Raw genomic sequence first — 17,929 nt, forward strand, 5'->3', positions numbered from 1 at the left:
GCAGATATCTGCACCTGTCAACACTTATGAGTGAATTAATCTGCACCATCGGGTCGCGCCTTCGCGACGAGCGATCACGTCTTGGGCTAAGCCAGACCGCCCTTGGCGAAATCGTTGGCGCTTCGAAGCGGACCGTGATCGATTGGGAGAAGGGTGCTACGTCCCCCACTTCAGCCCAGCTCGCTGATTTGGCGGAGATCGGGCTGGACCCTCTCTACGTTCTAGTCGGCCAGCGCAGCGTAGCCAGGCCTGGTTTGGCCCAGGAACAGATCGCGATGTTCAACGAGGTCATTGACACGTTCTGGGCACTTTCCGACGACAGTCGCGCGATAGCTCTGACGATGCTCGGGGGCCTGTTGCGAAAAGACGTCCAAGCTGAAGCATCTCGAAGTGTCCGTAAGCGGACGCCTAACTAAGGAGAGTGGAATGATTCGATTGAAAAAGAAGGTGGTACTCGGTTTCTGTTTAGCGATCTCGGCGTATGCGTATGCGCATGCGAGTGGGGGCGTGCGAGAGGCTACTCCGAAGGAGCTTGCCGCTATTAAGGCGGGACTTGAAACTCAGCTTAAGGATGCCTCTAGTGCTCGGTTCAGTAATGTCCGGGTCAATGGAGAAGGCTCATTCTGTGGTCTGGTGAATTCCAAGAACGGCTTCGGCGCCTATGGCGGCTACACCCCAATGACTGGGTTGCTGTTCGATCTAAATGGAAAGTTGACTGCTCATGTAATGGGCCTCGACTCTCCGGAGGCAGTCCAAATGGTATGTGAGGACAAGGGGCTAAGCCTCCCGCCGGCTTGACTTCCATTGTGTCGAGCGTCGATGTCCCGAGCATTGATCTTTCAAAGCTCCCAATTACCTGTCGGCTGCCGCAAGCGCTCACTCTTCCACGCAGGCCGCAGTGGCTCATGCGGACCGCGGTCCCAAGACTACCTCCCAATAGAAATTGACACTCTGCCCATCGGTTTGGTGCGCACTGGCGCACCTGGCCGACGGGCATCCTCGTCTGCCCGTCGGCCATTTTTCCTTGGAGATGGCGCATGGCAGCAGAGCAACCCAGTAACAAGGCACTGCCCATCGCGGGCGGAATGCTGGCGAGCATGCTGGCGTTGCTGCTCGGGTTGGTACAGCCCTTTGAGGGCTACTCGGCCCAGCCCTACCGTGATGTAGTCGGCAAGCTGACGGTCTGCTACGGCCATACGGCAAAGGTCGAACAGCGCACCTACACCCGCGCAGAGTGCGAGCGCCTGCTCCAGTCGGACCTTGGTGTCGCCTGGAACACCGTTCAGAGCTGCATCAAGGTGCCGATGGCGGACTACCAGGCAGCCGCACTGACGTCGTTCGCGTTCAACGTTGGCCCTGGTGGTGCTGGCGTCAAGGACGGCCTGTGCACCCTGCGCAACGGCCAGCAGCCACGCATCCGCATCTACGCCAACCAAGGCCGATGGGATCTTGCATGCGCCCAGCTGAGCAACTGGGCCAACGCCGGTGGCCGGCCATACAAGGGGCTTGAACGCCGCCGCACGGCCGAGCGCGCGATGTGCGAGGGCCGGTACTGATGATTCGCGCCCTGATCGCAACGGTCGCCCTGCTGCTGGTGCTCCTGCTGGTGGCCATTGCCGCAGCACTTCTCTACCGCGGCAATGCCCTGGATGCGCAGGCTCGTGACGCCACGGCGCAGCAGCGTCTGACCACGCTTGAATCGCAGCTTGAAGACGAGCGCAGCGCTCGTGGCATCGAGCACACCCAGGCCAAGGCGATGGCCCAGATCGGAGACGAACATGAAAATGATCGGGAGGCGTCCGCGTCCGTCCCTGCTGCCGTTGTGGCTGACGTGCGTACTGGCGATCTCAGGCTGCGCAACGACCTCGCCACCTGCCACACCGCTCGCCTGTCCCAAGCCGTCTCTGGCGCCGTCGAACGTAATGCGAGCGCCCAACTACGAGCAGAGGTCGCGGGCGATCTTGTTCGAGTCGGACGCGACGCCGACAACCACGTCCGGGCCTGCCAGCGCGTCATCGGTGTCCTCACCGGACAGCACCCTTCCGTCGAGGCCAACCCATGATCGTTGAAGTGCAGCCGCTCTACCTGGTGTGGTTCGCCGGCATCGGCATCACCCTGCTCGGCGGCCTGATCGCCGGCGGTCGCTGGCTGGTCAACCAGCTGCAGCAACGCACTGATCAGCAGTTGGCCATCCTGATTAACGACAGCAAGCGTTGGCGCGAGGTTGAGAGCCACCTCACCGACTTCCGCCTGGAAGTTGCGAAGGAATACGTCCGCCGCGAGGACTATGCCCGCGGGCAGAGCGTCATCGAGGCAAAGCTCGATGCAGTGGCCTCGAAGATCACGAACATGCAAAGCAAGGGGAACACGCCGTGAGTCACGGAAATCAGGGCCCGGATCTGGGCAAGTTGCGCCGGGAGCAGCTGCGCTGGCTGATGCTGCTGGTGCTGGATCGCTCTCGCCCCTATCCGATCGGCGAAGCCGTCCTGGCCGGCGCCGCCCAGGACATGTATCCGGATGCCACCGCTTTGGAAGTGCGCAGGGAGCTGGATTACCTGGACACCCGCCGCCTGATCGACATCACCAAATCCCCTTCGGGGCCGTGGTCGGCTGAGCTGACGCGCCACGGTGTGGATATTGTCGAGTACAGCATCGACTGCGGGCCGGGCATCGCGCGCCCACCGAAGTACTGGTGATCCCATGCCTCCCGTGAGCAAGATCGACCTATTGCCGGCCGAGGTGCGCGACGAGCTGGATCGGCGCCTGGTCGCCAATGCCTTCGGCGGCAGCATCTCGCTGTCCGAATGGCTGGGCGAGCAGGGCTATGAGATCAGCAAGACCACCGTCAACGAGCGGGCCAAGCGGCTCAAGCGCCGCCTGGCCTCGATCAGTGCCAGCACCGAGGCCATGAAGCTGGTGGCCGAGCAGGCGCCGGATAATGCCGCCGAGCGCGGCAGTGCACTGCTGGGCCTGCTGCAGACCGACCTGTTCGAAGCGCTGCTGCAGTTCCAGGAAGCGGCCGACCAGGACGATGAGAGCATTTCCCCAGCCGATCGCATTGCGCTGTACAGCAAGGCGGCCAAGGCCATTGCTGAACTGACCCGCTCTTCCATCGTGCGCGAGAAATGGGCCGGCGAGATCCGCCAGAAGGCGCTGGTCGACGCGGCCAGCCGGGTCGAGGAGGCTGCACGGGCCAAGGGCCTGGACGCCGAGGGCGTGGAGTTCTGGCGCAACAAAGTGCTGCATGGAGTCGGCTAAGTGAGTGCACTGGGCCCCCTGCCGGATACCGAGCGCGTCCTGGACTGGGAGGAGTTGCCCGAGAGCGTGCGCTCGATCTCGGCCAACTTTGACCCGAGCAAGGCCGGTGTGCTGATGGCCCACCAGTCCGAATGGATCCGGATGCAGGAAGGGCTGGATATCGCGGTCTGCGAGAAGGGGCGTCGTACCGGCATCACCTTCGCCCAGGCGTTGAGCGACACCATCACCGCAGCCTCTGCCAAGGACGCCGGCGGCGACAACGTGTGGTACATGGCCGACACCAAGGAAAAGGGTCTGGAGTTCATCGGCTACGTGGCCAAGTTCGCGCCGATCATTGCCCAGGGCCAAGCGTCAAGGATTGAGCAGCACATCTTCCAGGACCAGCAGCCCGATGGCACCAGTCGGCAGATCCAGGCGTTCCGGGTTCGCTTCGCCAGTGGCTTCCGTATCACGGCACTGTCCTCGCGCCCGGAGAACATCCACGGCCTGCAGGGCGTGGTCGACCTGGACGAAGCGGCGCTGCACAAGGACGTGGCCAAGGTGCTCGAGTCGGCCACCGCGCTGCTGATCTGGGGTGGCCGCATCCGCGTGTGGTCCACCCACCGTGGCAAGAAGAACCCGTTCAATCAGCTGGTACAGGACGTCCAGGCAGGTCGCTACGGCAAGAAGGCCGGGGTCATCCGCATCAGCTTCGATGATGCGGTGTCCAATGGCCTGTACGAGCGGGTCTGCGCCATGCGTGGCAAGGCGGCCACCGCCGAGGGCAAGAAGGAGTGGTACACCGCCATCCGCTCGGCCTACGGCCCGCGCAAGGCCGCCATGCGCGAGGAGCTGGACGTCATCCCGCGCGATGGCGATGGCTCAGCCATCCCTTCGGTCTGGATCGATCGGGCCATGCCCGAGGTCCGGCCCGTGCTGCGCCTGGTCTTCGATGACGACTTCCCCAAGCGCTCTGAGAAGGAGCGCGAGATCTGGTGCTCGGTCTGGATTGCTACCACGTTGCTGCCGGTGCTCCGTGCTGCGGTGGCCGGGTTCACCGGGCGCTGGGCGATCGGCATGGACTTCGCGCGCCACCGTCACTTCTCGGTCATCAAGCCTGCCAAGGTCGGGCAGGATCTGCGCCGCGACGTGCCGTTCCTGATCGAGATGGCCAACGCGCCCACCCGCCAGCAGGAGCAGATCCTGTGGGCGCTGCTGGACGCGCTGAAGGAAGGATTCCCTGGTCGCTGGTCATTTGCCGGCGATGCCACTGGTCCCGGCCAGACCTTGATGGAGTACACCGGCGACCGCTACGGCCGGGCTGAGCTCGATACCGAGACGGGCCGCTACATCGGTGGCCCAATCCACGAGGTCACCCTGTCGCGCCCCTGGTACGGCGAATGGATGCCCAAGTACATCGCGCTGTTCGAAGACGGCTTCCTCAGCCTACCCAGGGACGCGTCCCTGGAAGACGACCACCGCGCAGTGGAGTACGTCGACGGCATCCCGATGGTGCCGCGTCTGGAGCGAAAGGACCTGCAGGATCCGGAGCTGGTGCGCCACGGCGACGGCGCGATCGCCGGCGTGCTGATGCAGTTTGCCGCACTCAACCACGTCACCTCGGTGCCCATCGAGTTCCAGGCGGCCGGCGCGCGCGCCTACATCGGCGACGGCCGAGCCGACGGCGTGGCCACCGTCGTGACCGATGATGCCTTCGGCACGGTCAGCGGCGGAAATGATTTTGGAGGATATGCATGACCACCGCCCGCCCAGAGATCGGCCGCGAGATTGCCACCACTGCCGATGGCATCGACATCACCCGTGGTTACACCGGGCCACTGCTGCTGCCCTTTGACAGTGTCCTGCGCAACCGCGGCGGCTACGACCTTCAGATCTACGAACAGGTGCTGTCCGACCCGGAGGTGAAGACCACCTTCGGCTCTCGCCAGGATTCGGTGGTGGCCTGCGAATGGCAGGTGGAGCCCGGCGGCGAGAAGCGCATCGACCGCCAGGCGGCAGAGTATCTGCAGGAGCAGCTGCATGGCATCGGCTGGGACAACGTCACCCGCAAGATGCTCTTCGGCGTGTTCTACGGCTATGGCGTGGCGGAGATCCTGTACAAGGTCGACGGTACTCGCATCGGCCTGAAGGACATCAAGGTCCGTAACCGTCGGCGCTTCCGTTACGGCAAGGAAGGTGATCTGCGCCTGCTCACCCAGACCCAGATGACCGAGGGCGTGCCGGCGCACGCGCCCTATTTCTGGAACTTCTGCTCCGGTGCCGACCACGACGATGAGCCGTACGGCCTCGGCTTGGCGCACTGGCTGTACTGGCCGGTGCTGTTCAAGCGCAACGGGCTCAAGTTCTGGCTGATCTTCCTTGAGAAGTTCGGCATGCCCACCGCGGTGGGCAAGTACGACACCAACGCAACCGATCCGGAGAAGGCCAAGCTGCTGCAGGCCACCCGCGCGATCCAGACCGACAGCGGCATCATCATGCCCAAGGGAATGGAGCTGGCGTTGCTGGAGGCCGGACGTAGTGGCACGGCCGACTACAAGGCCCTGCAGGACTACATGGATGCCACCATCCAGAAGGTGGTGCTGGGCCAGACCGCCAGTACCCAAGGCACGCCAGGCAAGTTGGGCAACGACCAGCTGCAGCGCGAGGTGCGCCGCGACATCATCACCTCCGATGCCGACCTGGTGTGCGAGTCCTTCAACAAGGGGCCAGCGCGCTGGCTCACCGAATGGAACTTCCCTGGCGCGGCCATTCCTCGGGTCTATCGCGTCACGGAAGAGCCGGAGGATCTGGACGCTACCGCCAGCCGTGACAAGAAGATCCTTGACCTGGGCTACAAGCCCAAGCAGGTCTACATGGATCAGACCTACGGCGACAACTACGAGCCTGTCCAGGCGCCGCAGGATCCGCCTGCGGTACCGACGGCGATCGATGGCGCCCAGTTCGCCGACGCCGGCGGTGCGGTGGTCAGCTTGCTGCGCAGGCACTATCCCGCCGCCTTTGCCGACGGCACCCCGAAGACGCCCGATCCCGCTGTCGAGCTGGGCCAGCAGCTCGATCGCCGGCTGTCGCCCATTGGTGCTGGATGGGTCGAGCAGATCCGCCAGCTGGTCGATGAGGTCGACTCGCTGGAGCAATTGCGCGACCGGCTGTTTGAGCTGCACCCGAACATGACCCTGGACGACTACGCCTCGGTGATGGCCGATGCGATGACGGCCGCGACGCTGGCTGGCCGTACCGACATCCAGGGCGCGGGAGACTGATCAATGGCCGGTGTTGCCTACGCTCAACTTCCGTTCCGGGAGCAGATCGAGTTCTTCCGTCGCAAGAAGAACGTGCTCACCGAGAGCTACCTGGACGTTTGGGAGTCGGAGCACGACTCCAGCTTCATGGTGGCCGGTGCCAACCGTGACGCTCTGCTGGCGGACTTCCGGCAATCCATTGATCGGGTCATTGCTGAGGGGCGGACTCTTCAGCAGTTCCGGGAGGACTTCGACCGGATCGTGGCCACGCATGGTTGGGACTACAACGGCGGTCGGAACTGGCGCTCGCGGGTGATCTACGAGACCAATCTGCGCCAGAGCTACAACGCAGGCCGCTGGGCCCAGCTGCAGCAGCTGATCAAGGTGCGGCCGTTCTGGCGCTATAACCACAACGATGCTGTCGAGCACCCTCGGCCGTTGCACGTGTCGTGGAATGGCCTGGTGCTGCGCCACGACGATCCGTGGTGGCGTTACCACTATCCAGCCAACGGCTGGGGCTGCCAGTGCTATGTCGATGCGCTCAACGAGCGCGACCTGCGCCGGTTGGGCAAGAATGGTCCGGACAAGGCTCCCGAGATCGTGATGCAGTCGGTGACCGTCGGGCAGCGCAGTCCTGGTGGGCCGCGCACCGTATTGACGCCGGCAGGCGTCGATCCTGGGTTCGGCTACGCACCCGGCGCAACGGCCGATCACTGGCCCGGCGGGCGTGGTGGTCCGGTCACCCCGCCATCGTTGACCGGGCAACTCACCTCCGCTCTGCAGAACGCACTGGAGACGGGAGCACGGTTGCCCGCGGCGCCAGCGGCTGCCAGCGCTGCTCAGGCCTTGGCGCGGCCGCGCGCCAGGGATGCACTGCAGGCCGGCTATGCCAGCTGGCTGACCAGCATTGATGCCGATGCTGCCCACGCTGCCCGCTACCTGGCCGGAGCACTGTCGCCCGGACTGGTTTCGCAGCTGCAGCGTGCCGCCGTTCGCCCAGCGACGGCGGCCTTTGCCGTGTTGGCCGAGCAGCTCCCCATCACTCGGCCTGGCGCGGTGGCCATCGCCGCAGCCGAGCTGCCGATCCGCCTTCTCGATGCGGTGGCCATCCTGCTGAACGCTGCCGCAGGCCGCTTGCGCTATGTGCTGGCGGTGGGGCGTCCTGCCTTTATGGTGGTCGATGTGGCCATCTCGGAAACGGGCGTCAGCACGGTGCAGTCCCAGCTGCAGATGCTGATGCCGGCCGAGCTCCAACGCGGCGTTGCCGATGGCACGCTGCAGCTGCTGCAGGGGACGCTCTGATGGCGCATCTTGAAGTCACCCTTGATTCGGCAACACCTGGTCTGGCCGATGCGCTGCGGCAGCTGGAGGGCGAGGCGCGCCAACTGATCTTGAAGGACTGGGGCGAGTACCTGCTGAGATCCACACGCGAGCGGGCCGCAAAGGAGCGGGACCCGACTGGACGTCGATGGCGCGCGCTTGAGCCCAGCTACAAACGCTGGAAACAGAAGAAGCGCCCCGGCGTGCCGATTCTGGAGTTCGATTTCCACATGCTCGGTGACATGGCTTCATGGCAAACGGACGGGAACGATGCCGTCCTGGTCGGTACCAATGCACCCTATGGCGCCATCCACCAATTCGGCGGCACCATTCAACGCGCCGCGCGTCCGGCCAACATCCACCTGAAGACGGGTAAGGGCGGCAGCCGGTTCGTCAAAGCCAGTCGTAGGAACGCGCGCTACAAGCGCTCGGTCACAATGCCTGCGTACACGAACACCATCGCCGCTCGCCCGTGGCTCGGTGTCAGTCGCGAGGATGAGAAGGAGCTGCTGGATATCGCGCAGGATCACGTGAGCGGCGCCTTCGAGTGATCATCGCGTAGGAGGCGCTGTGCGCGCCTCCATGCCGGGGCCGCCACACTCGGACGTCATCGGGGACTGCTTGGTGTCTGACACGCCTCTCTGGCGTGTTCGCGGCCAAGAGCGCGCGGGGTCTTAACTGCTGCTTCCTGCAATGTCGCAAGAGTGATCATTTCTTGCGGACCGCGGTCCCAATACATGAGACAGCGGTGCGGGAAAACTGGCGGCATGAACCAGCCCGCCGCCACCCTGCAGATCTTCAAAGCCGGCACGCACGTTGCCGAAGACGGCCGCACGCTGACCTTCAGCGAAGCGGATGTGCAGCAGATCGCCGATAGCTACGATCCGGCACTGCATGAAGCACCCATCGTGGTGGGCCATCCCAAGACCGACGATCCGGCCTATGGCTGGGGCAAAACCCTTCAGGCCAAGGACGGCCTCCTGATGGCCGAACCGCATCAGGTCGATCCTGCGTTCGCGGAGCTGGCCAACAACGGTCGCTTCAAGAAGATCAGCGCTTCGATCTTCATGCCCGATTCGCCGGGCAACCCGACGCCGGGCAAGTACTACCTGCGCCACATCGGCTTCCTGGGCGCGCAGCCGCCTGCAGTGAAGGGACTCAAGTCGGCCTCGTTCGCCGAGGGCGATGACGCCGCCTGCTTTGCCATGTCGCTGGCCCCGCTGGGCTGGACGCTGACGGATCTGTTCCGCCGCTTCCGCGACTGGCTGATCGACACCCAAGGCCTTGAGACGGCCGACCAGGTCATTCCCGACTGGCAGATCCGTGGGATCGAGAGCAGCACACGCGATGACGACGAAGCGCGCAACTCGGCCCTCTTTGCGTCGCCATTGCTCACCCAGTTCCCGCGCAGCGCCATCGGCGCGCCAGCGCCCATCCCGGCAACGCCTCCCACTCGTGAAAAGGTCAAATCGGAGATCGACCCCATGTCCCAGCAGAACACCCCGGAGCACGCCCAGCGTCAGCAGCAGCTCGACCAGCAGGCTTCCACCCTGGACGCTCGCGAGAAGGCCCTCGCCGCCCGTGAGCAGTCCGCCCGACGCGAAGATGCGGTGGCGTTCGCCGAAGGCCTGGTGAAGGAAGGCAAGTTGCTGCCCCGTCAGCAGCCGGCCGTGGTGGAGCTGCTGCTGGCCCAGCCGAATGGCAAGGAACCGCTGAACTTCGCTGAGGGCGAAACGACGGTGTCCAAGCCGGCTGAGTCGGTCCTGCGCGAGCTGCTGACCAGCCTGCCCAAGGCTGTGGACTTCGGCGAGAAGTCCGGTGGCGACGCACCCAACGCAGCGGCGAACTTCGCCGCGCCCCCGGGCACGCATGTCGATGCCGGCCGCGCGGATCTGTTCAACCAGGCCAAGGCCTACCAGCAGCAGCACCCCGGCACGTCCTGGGCGGCTGCAGTCGCCGCGGTCGGCGGCTGACCTTTCCATCCAGGAGCCCACCATGTCCCAGAACATCGCTCTGCTCACGCTGTCCGTGCTGGCCGCGGCAGCCCTCACCCACAACCGCTTCGTCTCGCCGACCGGTGAAGTCGCCGCTGCCGGCGGCAACGCCTGCGGGGTTGCGCGCTCGGATGCCGCCGTCGGGCAGTTGGCGCCGGTCGACGTCTTGGGCACCACGCAAGTGACCGCAGGTGGCGCAATCGCTGCCGGCGCTGCCCTCCAGGTGGGTGCCGATGGCAAGGCCATCACCGCCGACGCCGGCAAGGTCGTTGCCCGTGCGGCGCCTGGCGCCACGGCCACCGCCGATGGCGATGTCCTCGAAGTGATCCTCATCCCGAACTGACCGGCTAGTGCCGTAGGAGATTTACATGTCTGGACAAATGACCCCCGGCCAGGTTCGCGTCGTTGACCCGATCCTTTCCGAACACGCCCGTGGCTACCGCCAGGCGCAGCTCGTGGCCACCGCGCTGTTCCCCTTCGCCGACGTCGCCGCCTATGGTGGCCAGGTGATCGAGTTCGGCAAGGAATCCTTCAAGATCTACAACGCCAAGCGTGCCCCCGGTGCCAATACCAAGCGCATCCGCTTCGGCTATGAGGGCAAGCCGTACGCCATCGTCCCGAGCGCACTGGAAGCGCCGGTGCCGCGTGAACACATGCGAGATGCGAGCCAGGTGCCTGGGATCAACCTGAGCACCCGGGCCGTGAACACCGTGCTGCGCTCGCTGCTGCTGGAATACGAAGTGGACAGCGCCAAGATCGCCACCAACGCAGCCAACTACGACAACGACCACAAGGTCGCGCTGGCTGGCAACAACGTGTGGTCCAACGCCGCCTCCAATCCGGCGCAGGATGTGGAAACCGGCAAGGAAGCGGTGCGAGACAGTATTGGCCTGTACCCCAACACCATGCTGTTGTCTGCCAAGGCGTTCAAGCAGCTCAAGCAGCATCCGAAGCTGGTTGATCGCTCGGCCAACACCGGCATTCGCAAGGTCACCCTGGACCTGCTCAAGCAGGTGTTCGAGATCGACAACATTGTCGTCGGCGGCGGTGTGGTGGCCGATGACAGTGGCGCATTCGGCGATGTCTGGGGTACTTCGGCTGTTCTGGCCTACGTCAGCCCCGGCGCTGATGTGAACGCCAACGTCGAGGAGCCCAGCTACGGCTATGGCTATCGCATCGAAGGCATGCCCCTGGTCGAAGTTCCCTACTGGGACAACAGCGCCAAGAGCTGGATCTACGGGGTCAGCAACGATGCCACCCCGGTCCTGGCAGGCATGGCCGCCGGCTATCTGATCAGCGGCGCAGGCAACTGATGACCGGCGCCGGCGAAGGATAGTCGGCGCAGTTGCCACCTTACCCGTACAACCCAGCGAGCGGCAGCACCAGGCAAACGCGGGCCTGGCCGTGCGGAGCACAGCAGAACCATGCGTGACAGCCGGAGAGCACGGCACCACACCTATTCGGAGAACTCGTCGTGGCCAAGCCCCGCACTGCGCCGCCCAGCGCACCCAAGACCGTCCAGGACGACCAACCGGCCGACGTGCCAGTCGTCACGGAAGACAAGACTGCCGACGCACCGCCGGCGACGGCCGGCTTGGTGCCGGAGCAAGGCCAGAGCGAGCTGCAGTCCGCCGCGTCGATTGTCTCTGCAGCCGATGGTGCTGCCGTCGACCAATCGCAGGCCAACCATCCGGCAGCGCACCAGGACGCTATCGACGTGGGTGCTCCGTCGCCGGAAGCCGACACCTCCATTGGGGGTGCCGCCGGTGGGGGCGATTCGCCCAATGCACTGGTTTCTGATGGTCTCTGGCTGTCTATGTGCTTTGAAGTGCTCAGCCCGTTCAAGCACAACGACGTCGTCGTCAAGCCGCCGGCGTGGATCGAGATGACGTGGGAAGAGGCGCAGGCCTACCAGGATGCCGGTGTCCTCGGTGACGAACCGGCCGCCCCGGAAGAGCTGGAGTAACCGGCCGTCATGTCCTACTGCACGCTCGCACTGCTGTCGGCGGCCAAGCTCGCCCAGGAACTGGCGCAGGTGGCCACCCCGGAGCGCTATCCGGTTGTGGACGATGCGCTGATGGACGCCACGCTGCTCGGCAGCGATCGCAGCGCATTCGACCCGGCCGACGTGGCGATCGCCGATGAGGCGGCCGCGCACGTGCAGCGCGCCCTGGACGATGCCGATGGCGTGATCAACGGCTACCTGGTCATGCGCAAGCCCAAGCCCTATCCGGTGCCGCTGCCGGCGCCGGTACCGGGGAACGTGTCCACCTGGGCCCGATGGATTGCGCGCTACCTGCTGCACAAGGATCGGGTTAACACCGAGGAACGCACCGATCCGGTGGTACGCGATTACAAGGAAGCGCTGCGCTTTCTGGAGCTGGTGCGCGACGGCAAGTTCAGCCTCGGCGCCGACGACCCGCTGCCTGCGCCCAGCGGCGGTGCACCGGAGGTCTGTGCACCACCGCGAGAGTTCAGCCATCGAACCCTGCAGGACTACGGCCGGTGAGCACCCAGCCCTTCGACACTGGCCTGGTGCGCGATCGCATCCGACAGGGCGTCAGCGAGAAGGAGCTGCGCCAGGTGCAGGGCAGCGCCGACTACGCCGCCGTTACAGCGCTGCGCGACTTCCCCGCGCCGTGCTGCTACGTGCTGCTGGCCCGGGAGATGCCGCTGGAGACCAAAACCGGCGTTTCGATCCCCGGCCAGCAGTCGCGCCTGGCGCAGTTGGTCGAAGTGAACTTCGCGGTGGTGACCGTCTGCCGCAACTACCGCGAGCAGCGTGGGGCGCAGGTGATCGATGAGCTGCGCCTGCTGCTGGGCAAGGTTCGTCAGCCGCTGCTGGGCTGGACGCCGCCCATTCCTGGTGGCCGTGCCTGCCAGCTCATCGAGGGCAACCTCGTGGACTACGACGCTGCCACCGCCCTGTGGGTCGACGTATGGAAGACCCAAGCCGTTCTTCAACCCGAGATTCCGCGATGACAACCCAGACCACTCAGAAGCACACGATCAAGAAGGCGGGCCTGACGCTTGCGAGCAAGCCCATTGCGGAAGGCGAAACGGTGGAGCTTCCTGCCGACCTGGTGCCCTGGGCGGTGGAGCGCGGCTTCATCGACGTTCCCGACGCCGATTCTTCCCCCAATCCGTCGCGCAAGGCCAACGGCCAGGCGCCTACTGCCAGCGCCCAGGAGGCGAAGTAAGCCATGTCCAATACCGAATATTTCTCGTTCCAGGGCCGCGTCTATCTGGGTCTGCGCAATGCCGACGGCAGCCGCGCGCCGGCGCGCTGGGTGTATGACAGCAGCGTCCTGGAGCTGGCCATGTCCAGCACCCGTGAAACCAAGAAGGAGAGTTGGTCGGGTGTGCGCGGCGTCGCCGCTACCATGACCACCGAGCGCAACCTGGGTGTGAGGCTGACGCTGGGTCAGATCAACACCGACAATCTGGCCCTGGCCACCGATGGCACGCTTCTGGATTTGGCTTCGGGCTCGGTCGCCAACGAGGCCATCGGTGCCGTCAAGCCCGGCGACGTGGTCGCGTTGGAGTACGCTGCGATCAGCGCGCTGGTGCTGGAGGGTGGTACGCCGGCAGCACCGCTGGTGGCCGACACCGACTACACCTTCAACCGGGCCACCGGCATCATCACCTTCTTGACCGCCAAGGCCGCGGTGGTCGCTAAGACCTACGAGTACGCTGCCCACAGCGTGGTCAAGGTGTTCGAGAGCAGCAAGTCGGAGTACTACGCGCTGTTCGACGCGGTCAACAGTGTCGACGGTACCACTCAGCGCATCCGCGCCGACGTGAACCGCATTTCGTTCCCGGCGGCTGAATCCCTGGCGCTGATCAACGATACCTTCGGTGAGATCGTGCTCAATGGCGAAGCCAAGATCGATCCGGTCCGCCAGTCCGATCCGCGCTTCGGTCTGTACGCCCGCGTCCTGCTGGTGGATGCGGCCTGATGGCTACCCGCATCGGTAACCAGGCCGAGCTGCCCTCCGGATCCGGTGCGCCGGAACCGGAGGGCATTGCCGACGAACTGGACATTCTGGCCGGACAGCAGCAGGGCCAGGTCGACGGTAAGACCATCATCGTGCGCGAATACGGCTTCTTCGAAGGGGCCCGCATCCTGCCTGTGGCCGCCCCTCTGCTGGCCGACCTGCAGCCGCTGTTTGAAGGGCGCGAGCCGGCTTCGATGCTGCAGGTCACCGATGTCCTGCTCTCGCATCCGGATGTATTCCGCCACCTGTTGGCCTGCGCTATTGCCCCTCCGCCGGGCGAGGGCGCCGATACCGCGGCCGAGGTGCGGGCGCAGGAAGCCTGGCTGGAAACGCTAAATGAAACCGATGGCGAGCAGATGCTGCTGTTGTGGTGGCAGGCCAACGGAAATTTTTTGCTGCGCCGGCTGCTGCGCAACGCCGTCGGCAAAAGGGTGAGCCAGTCGGCTACGGACGCGTCTTCACCGACCTGATCTGTGCCGGCTACGGGCGCTGCTTTGCCGATATCGGTCGGATGACGCAGCGCCAGATCCTGCTCGCTTGGGAGCATGTCCAAGCCCAACAGCGGCGAGCACGGCGGGAGCGCATTACCGACACCAACGCTGCCTATGCCGGGGGTGATCCGGCGACCACCTTGCTGAAGGAACTGAAGTAACAATGGCCGCCACCCGCAACCTTGAACTGGCGATGCGCATCGCCCTGGATATCGAGCAGGCGCAGAAGAGCCTGCCGGTGCTGCAGCGGGGGCTGGCCTCGATCAAGGATGCTGGCACCGCCGCTGGCGCAGGTCTGGAGGGTGTCACCAAGGGTGCCGACAAGGTGGCCGGCGCGCTGGACCAGGCCAGCCGCAGTAGCGCTTCAGCCGCGGATCGGGTGCGCACGGCCGGCGCATCCATGCAGAAGACGGTGGCCGATGAGATCCGCTCGATCTCCGAGCTCGATGCTCGTCTGCAGCAGGGCGCGGCCAGCATGTCCGAGCTGGCTGACACCGAGGCTCTGCTCGATCGGGTCATGGCGCGCGGGCTGATCACCACCGAGGACTACAACAGCGCACTGAAGACGCTGGACAAGCAGGAAGCATCGCTGAGCCGCACTGAGCAGCAGCGTCAACGCTCCCTGGAAGGCGTCATGGGCCGGTACGACGGTGCGTCGGCCAAGCTGCAGAAACTCGAGCGCGACGAGCAGGAGCTCAAGGCAGCGGTGGATGCCGGTCGCATCAGCCGCGAGCAGTACAACCGCGCCCTTGCGGGCATCAACATCCAGCGTAACGCCGTCAACCTGGCCGAAATCAACAATCGCGGCCGCGGGCCGGGCGCTATCTCCGCCGGGCAGTACCAGATGGCCATGCGCCAGCTGCCGGCGCAGATCACCGATATCACCACCAGCATCGTCAGCGGCATGCCGATCTGGATGGTGGCCATCCAGCAGGGTGGCCAGCTGAAGGATTCCTTTGGCGGTGTGGTGCCGGCCGCGCGTGCGCTGGTTGGCGCTATTACCCCCACCATCGCCGTGGTCGGCGGACTGGCCGCGGCGGTGGGCGGCCTGGTGCTGGCCTGGAAACAGGCGGCCGACGAAGAGATGGCTTTCCAGCGGGCGTTGATCGTCACCAACAACTATGCAGCCACCAGCACTGCCAACCTGCAGGCCCGGCGCGATCAGCTCACCGGCCTTCAAGGCGTTTCCCGAGGCAATGCTGCTGAGGCGCTGACGAAGGTGGCGCAAACCGGTCGTTTCACCGGTGAGCAGTTCGAGCTCGTCGCCCGCAGCGCTGCGAAGATGCAGGCCTCCGCCGGCCAGGCCATCGATACCACCGTCGCCAAGTTCCTCTCTCTGAAGAAGGATCCGGTCGAGGGTCTACTTACGCTCACCGAGTCGGAGAACTTCCTGACAGAAGCCCAGCTCGCGCGCGTGCGCGCCCTGGTCAAAGAGGGCAACCAGCAGGAGGCAGTGGCGGAGGCGATCAAGATCTATTCCGATCGCCTCGATGAGGTCGCAGATCAGAGCGATGAGACGATGCCGGCGCTCGCCCGCGGTTGGCGGGATGTCAAGAAGGACGTCAGCGGCGCCTGGGGCGCGCTGGGCGACTTCACCAACGCGGTGGTCCAGCTGGCTGGCGAATGGGGTGTGCTGGCCAGGCTGCCGCGGCTGTCCGATCTGTTGGGGATGGGCGTGGTCGGCAGCACGCTGGCCAAGAACTTCGGGCTCCCTTCCTTTGCTGACCTGACCGGCAAGATGGCTGCGCGCATCCGGGCGGCCTCTGGAACCAACGCGCCTGTGAAGGTGCAGATGGCTGGCATCTATGCCCCCCTGACGCCGGAGGAAGAAAAGGCGAGGGAAGAGTTCGAGCGCCTTCGCATAAGCAATCTGAGCAAGGTGAAGAAGCTTGAAGAGGAGATCGCCAAGATCCGGGCACTGGGCAAGGCCGGCCGCATGGACGATAAGGCGATCAAGGCCTTGGAGGCGGAGGCCCGAGCACGTTATGCCGAAAGCCTGCCTAAGAAGCCAAAGGGCCCCAAGAACGAGGCCCAGAAGGATGAGGCAGCTGCGCTGCGCGAACTGGAGCGCCTGAAGCAACAGATCGAGCTGGTCGGCACGCTCGATGAGACACGCAAGAAGGCCACGGAGGTTTCCCGCGTCCAGGCTGCCATCGATGAGGGCAACTTCCAGAATGCGTCGTCGAAGACTAAGCAGGAGCTGCTGGATAGCGCGAAGAAGCTTGATGCTGCGAACGCTCTGGTTGAATCCAATCGGAAGCTGCTGGAGGTGCGGGATCAGATTGCCAACCTTGAAGGGCGCGGTCCCGATGCACAGCAGGCCAAGAGCTTGCGCGAGCTCGAGGTCACACGCCGGCAGATGGTCGAGGCTGGCAACCAGTCCGGTGTGGCCGAGGTCGACCGTGCCAAGGAGCTGGTCCGCCTCACGGCCGAACTGCAGAAGATGCAGGAGACCTACAACCGCGCAATGGGCGAAATGGGCTTGGCTCAGCAGCGCATCCAGGTTGAGTTGCAGGCTGGGCTGATCACCGAAGCGCAGGCGCGCCAGAAGCTGGTAGATCTGTCCCGGCAACAGCTGACCGCCCTGGTCGATCTTCCCGATCGCATGCGCGCCACCGCCGAGGCGCTGAACAATCCCGAAGCGCTGCAGGCTGCCGAGCAGATGGCCGTCAAGCTCAAGGAGATGGCCGCCACCACCAACCTGCTGCAGCAGAACGTGCGCACCACGTTCCAGAGCGCATTCCGTGATGCCCTCATGTCGCTGGCCAATGGCAATGCCACCCTGGGTGAGATCGTGCGCAGCTTCTTCCAGTCCATCGCCAGTGGCCTGGCTGGGTATGTGGCCGATGAGCTGTCCGCCAAGCTGGCGTCCACCCTGACTGGCAAGCTGTTCGATAAAGGCGCCGAAGTCGGCACGCAGGCCGCGGCGGCGACCGCGACGCAGGCGTCGGCGGCCGCATTGTCCTCTGCTGGCGGTGTTGTCACCGCCGGTGCAAGTGCCGTGACCAGTAGCGCCTCGGCCTTGGCGGGCGCCGGCGGCGGTCTGATCACCGGTGCAGGGGCTCTGTCTGCGGCCGCAGTCCAACTCAAGCAAGCCGCCATCGCACTGGCTGCGGCCAACAATGCCAAGGCCGTTGTCAGTATGGTCGGTAGTATTGCTGGTGCGGCCAGCAACACCGGCACGGTCAGTGTGGGTACGCCTACTCCCGTCAGTAGAGCGCAGGGTGGTCCCGTTTGGGGTGCAGGTACAGGTACCAGTGACAGCATTCCTGCCTGGCTCTCCAACGGTGAATTCGTAGCCCGGGCCAAGGTTGTTTCTCAGCCCGGTGCACTCGCATTCCTGCATGCCTTCAACGCCATCGGGATGGATGCCGTCCGGCGATGGGGTGCCTATGCCTTTGCCGACGGCGGCCTGGTCAGCCAGATGCCCTCGCTGCAGCGCTCGCCAGTGTTCAACACAGTGGCGGCGGCTCCGACCGGCTCGCCTACTCAGCTGGGTATACGCCTGATCAATCAGGTATCGCCGGGTCTGTTCGAGGACTACATCGACGATCCAGGCAGCGACAGAACCATCATCAACAAGATCAACCGCAACTCTGCGGCGATCCGCCAAGTATTGGGATTCTGAG

At 64.8% G+C, this 17,929-nt stretch carries 21 protein-coding genes; all 21 read left to right on the top strand.

Annotation, left to right across the window (positions count from 1 at the left end):
• Positions 1 to 26: 26 nt before the first annotated feature.
• The 21 genes from AC3ITW_RS09075 (at position 27) to AC3ITW_RS09175 (ending at position 17,928) form a co-directional block, all read left to right on the top strand.
• On the top strand, positions 27 to 416 hold the full coding sequence (locus AC3ITW_RS09075) for a helix-turn-helix domain-containing protein (RefSeq protein WP_053092055.1): 390 nt from the start codon (positions 27 to 29) through the stop codon (positions 414 to 416).
• 10 nt (positions 417 to 426) lie between these two features.
• Positions 427 to 798, top strand: coding sequence for a hypothetical protein (locus AC3ITW_RS09080; RefSeq protein WP_152906960.1), 372 nt, complete (start codon positions 427 to 429; stop codon positions 796 to 798).
• A gap of 239 nt (positions 799 to 1,037) precedes the next feature.
• Positions 1,038 to 1,556: a lysozyme gene (locus AC3ITW_RS09085; protein ID WP_197655132.1), complete on the top strand. Its 519-nt coding sequence runs from the start codon at positions 1,038 to 1,040 to the stop codon at positions 1,554 to 1,556.
• On the top strand, positions 1,556 to 2,062 hold the full coding sequence (locus tag AC3ITW_RS09090; RefSeq protein WP_049440600.1) for a lysis system spanin subunit: 507 nt from the start codon (positions 1,556 to 1,558) through the stop codon (positions 2,060 to 2,062). Before AC3ITW_RS09085 ends, AC3ITW_RS09090 begins: the two co-directional genes overlap by 1 nt.
• A complete protein-coding gene (locus AC3ITW_RS09095; protein ID WP_049397725.1) occupies positions 2,059 to 2,376 on the top strand; it encodes a hypothetical protein in 318 nt (105 codons plus the stop codon). Before AC3ITW_RS09090 ends, AC3ITW_RS09095 begins: the two co-directional genes overlap by 4 nt.
• Positions 2,373 to 2,696, top strand: a complete 324-nt coding sequence (locus tag AC3ITW_RS09100) for a hypothetical protein (protein WP_024957611.1) — start codon at positions 2,373 to 2,375, stop codon at positions 2,694 to 2,696. Before AC3ITW_RS09095 ends, AC3ITW_RS09100 begins: the two co-directional genes overlap by 4 nt.
• A gap of 4 nt (positions 2,697 to 2,700) precedes the next feature.
• Positions 2,701 to 3,258, top strand: a complete 558-nt coding sequence (locus tag AC3ITW_RS09105) for a DUF3486 family protein (RefSeq protein ID WP_065428102.1) — start codon at positions 2,701 to 2,703, stop codon at positions 3,256 to 3,258.
• Complete coding sequence (locus AC3ITW_RS09110; RefSeq protein WP_049440535.1) at positions 3,259 to 4,995, top strand: phage protein; 1,737 nt, start codon at positions 3,259 to 3,261, stop codon at positions 4,993 to 4,995.
• The gene (locus AC3ITW_RS09115; RefSeq protein ID WP_049440533.1) at positions 4,992 to 6,518 is read left to right on the top strand and encodes a DUF935 domain-containing protein; all 1,527 of its coding nucleotides are present in this window, start codon (positions 4,992 to 4,994) and stop codon (positions 6,516 to 6,518) included. Before AC3ITW_RS09110 ends, AC3ITW_RS09115 begins: the two co-directional genes overlap by 4 nt.
• Positions 6,519 to 6,521: 3 nt before the next feature.
• Positions 6,522 to 7,799 (top strand): phage head morphogenesis protein, encoded by a 1,278-nt coding sequence (locus tag AC3ITW_RS09120; protein WP_049440531.1) that lies wholly within the window; start codon positions 6,522 to 6,524, stop codon positions 7,797 to 7,799.
• A complete protein-coding gene (locus AC3ITW_RS09125; protein WP_485617686.1) occupies positions 7,799 to 8,368 on the top strand; it encodes a phage virion morphogenesis protein in 570 nt (189 codons plus the stop codon). Before AC3ITW_RS09120 ends, AC3ITW_RS09125 begins: the two co-directional genes overlap by 1 nt.
• A gap of 216 nt (positions 8,369 to 8,584) precedes the next feature.
• Positions 8,585 to 9,790, top strand: a complete 1,206-nt coding sequence (locus tag AC3ITW_RS09130; protein ID WP_485617684.1) for a hypothetical protein — start codon at positions 8,585 to 8,587, stop codon at positions 9,788 to 9,790.
• A gap of 22 nt (positions 9,791 to 9,812) precedes the next feature.
• Positions 9,813 to 10,154 (top strand): capsid cement protein, encoded by a 342-nt coding sequence (locus AC3ITW_RS09135; protein WP_024957618.1) that lies wholly within the window; start codon positions 9,813 to 9,815, stop codon positions 10,152 to 10,154.
• Between the two features lie 25 nt (positions 10,155 to 10,179).
• Complete coding sequence (locus tag AC3ITW_RS09140; RefSeq protein ID WP_485617681.1) at positions 10,180 to 11,124, top strand: major capsid protein; 945 nt, start codon at positions 10,180 to 10,182, stop codon at positions 11,122 to 11,124.
• Between the two features lie 161 nt (positions 11,125 to 11,285).
• Positions 11,286 to 11,777 carry a hypothetical protein gene (locus tag AC3ITW_RS09145; protein ID WP_485617679.1) on the top strand — a complete coding sequence of 164 codons (492 nt, stop codon included), beginning with the start codon at positions 11,286 to 11,288 and terminating at the stop codon, positions 11,775 to 11,777.
• 9 nt (positions 11,778 to 11,786) lie between these two features.
• Positions 11,787 to 12,320, top strand: coding sequence for a gp436 family protein (locus tag AC3ITW_RS09150; protein ID WP_485617677.1), 534 nt, complete (start codon positions 11,787 to 11,789; stop codon positions 12,318 to 12,320).
• Positions 12,317 to 12,793: a phage tail terminator protein gene (locus AC3ITW_RS09155; RefSeq protein WP_485617676.1), complete on the top strand. Its 477-nt coding sequence runs from the start codon at positions 12,317 to 12,319 to the stop codon at positions 12,791 to 12,793. Before AC3ITW_RS09150 ends, AC3ITW_RS09155 begins: the two co-directional genes overlap by 4 nt.
• Entirely contained in the window at positions 12,790 to 13,011 is a 222-nt protein-coding gene (locus AC3ITW_RS09160; RefSeq protein WP_485617674.1) for a hypothetical protein, read from the top strand. Before AC3ITW_RS09155 ends, AC3ITW_RS09160 begins: the two co-directional genes overlap by 4 nt.
• A 3-nt stretch (positions 13,012 to 13,014) precedes the next feature.
• A complete protein-coding gene (locus AC3ITW_RS09165; RefSeq protein WP_485617672.1) occupies positions 13,015 to 13,770 on the top strand; it encodes a phage tail tube protein in 756 nt (251 codons plus the stop codon).
• Entirely contained in the window at positions 13,770 to 14,279 is a 510-nt protein-coding gene (locus tag AC3ITW_RS09170) for a DUF6631 family protein (RefSeq protein ID WP_485617670.1), read from the top strand. Before AC3ITW_RS09165 ends, AC3ITW_RS09170 begins: the two co-directional genes overlap by 1 nt.
• A gap of 184 nt (positions 14,280 to 14,463) precedes the next feature.
• Positions 14,464 to 17,928 carry a phage tail length tape measure family protein gene (locus AC3ITW_RS09175; RefSeq protein ID WP_485617668.1) on the top strand — a complete coding sequence of 1,155 codons (3,465 nt, stop codon included), beginning with the start codon at positions 14,464 to 14,466 and terminating at the stop codon, positions 17,926 to 17,928.
• The last annotated feature ends 1 nt before the right edge of the window (position 17,929 follow it).

The sequence above is a fragment of the Stenotrophomonas sp. KH_052 genome (genome assembly GCF_057838755.1).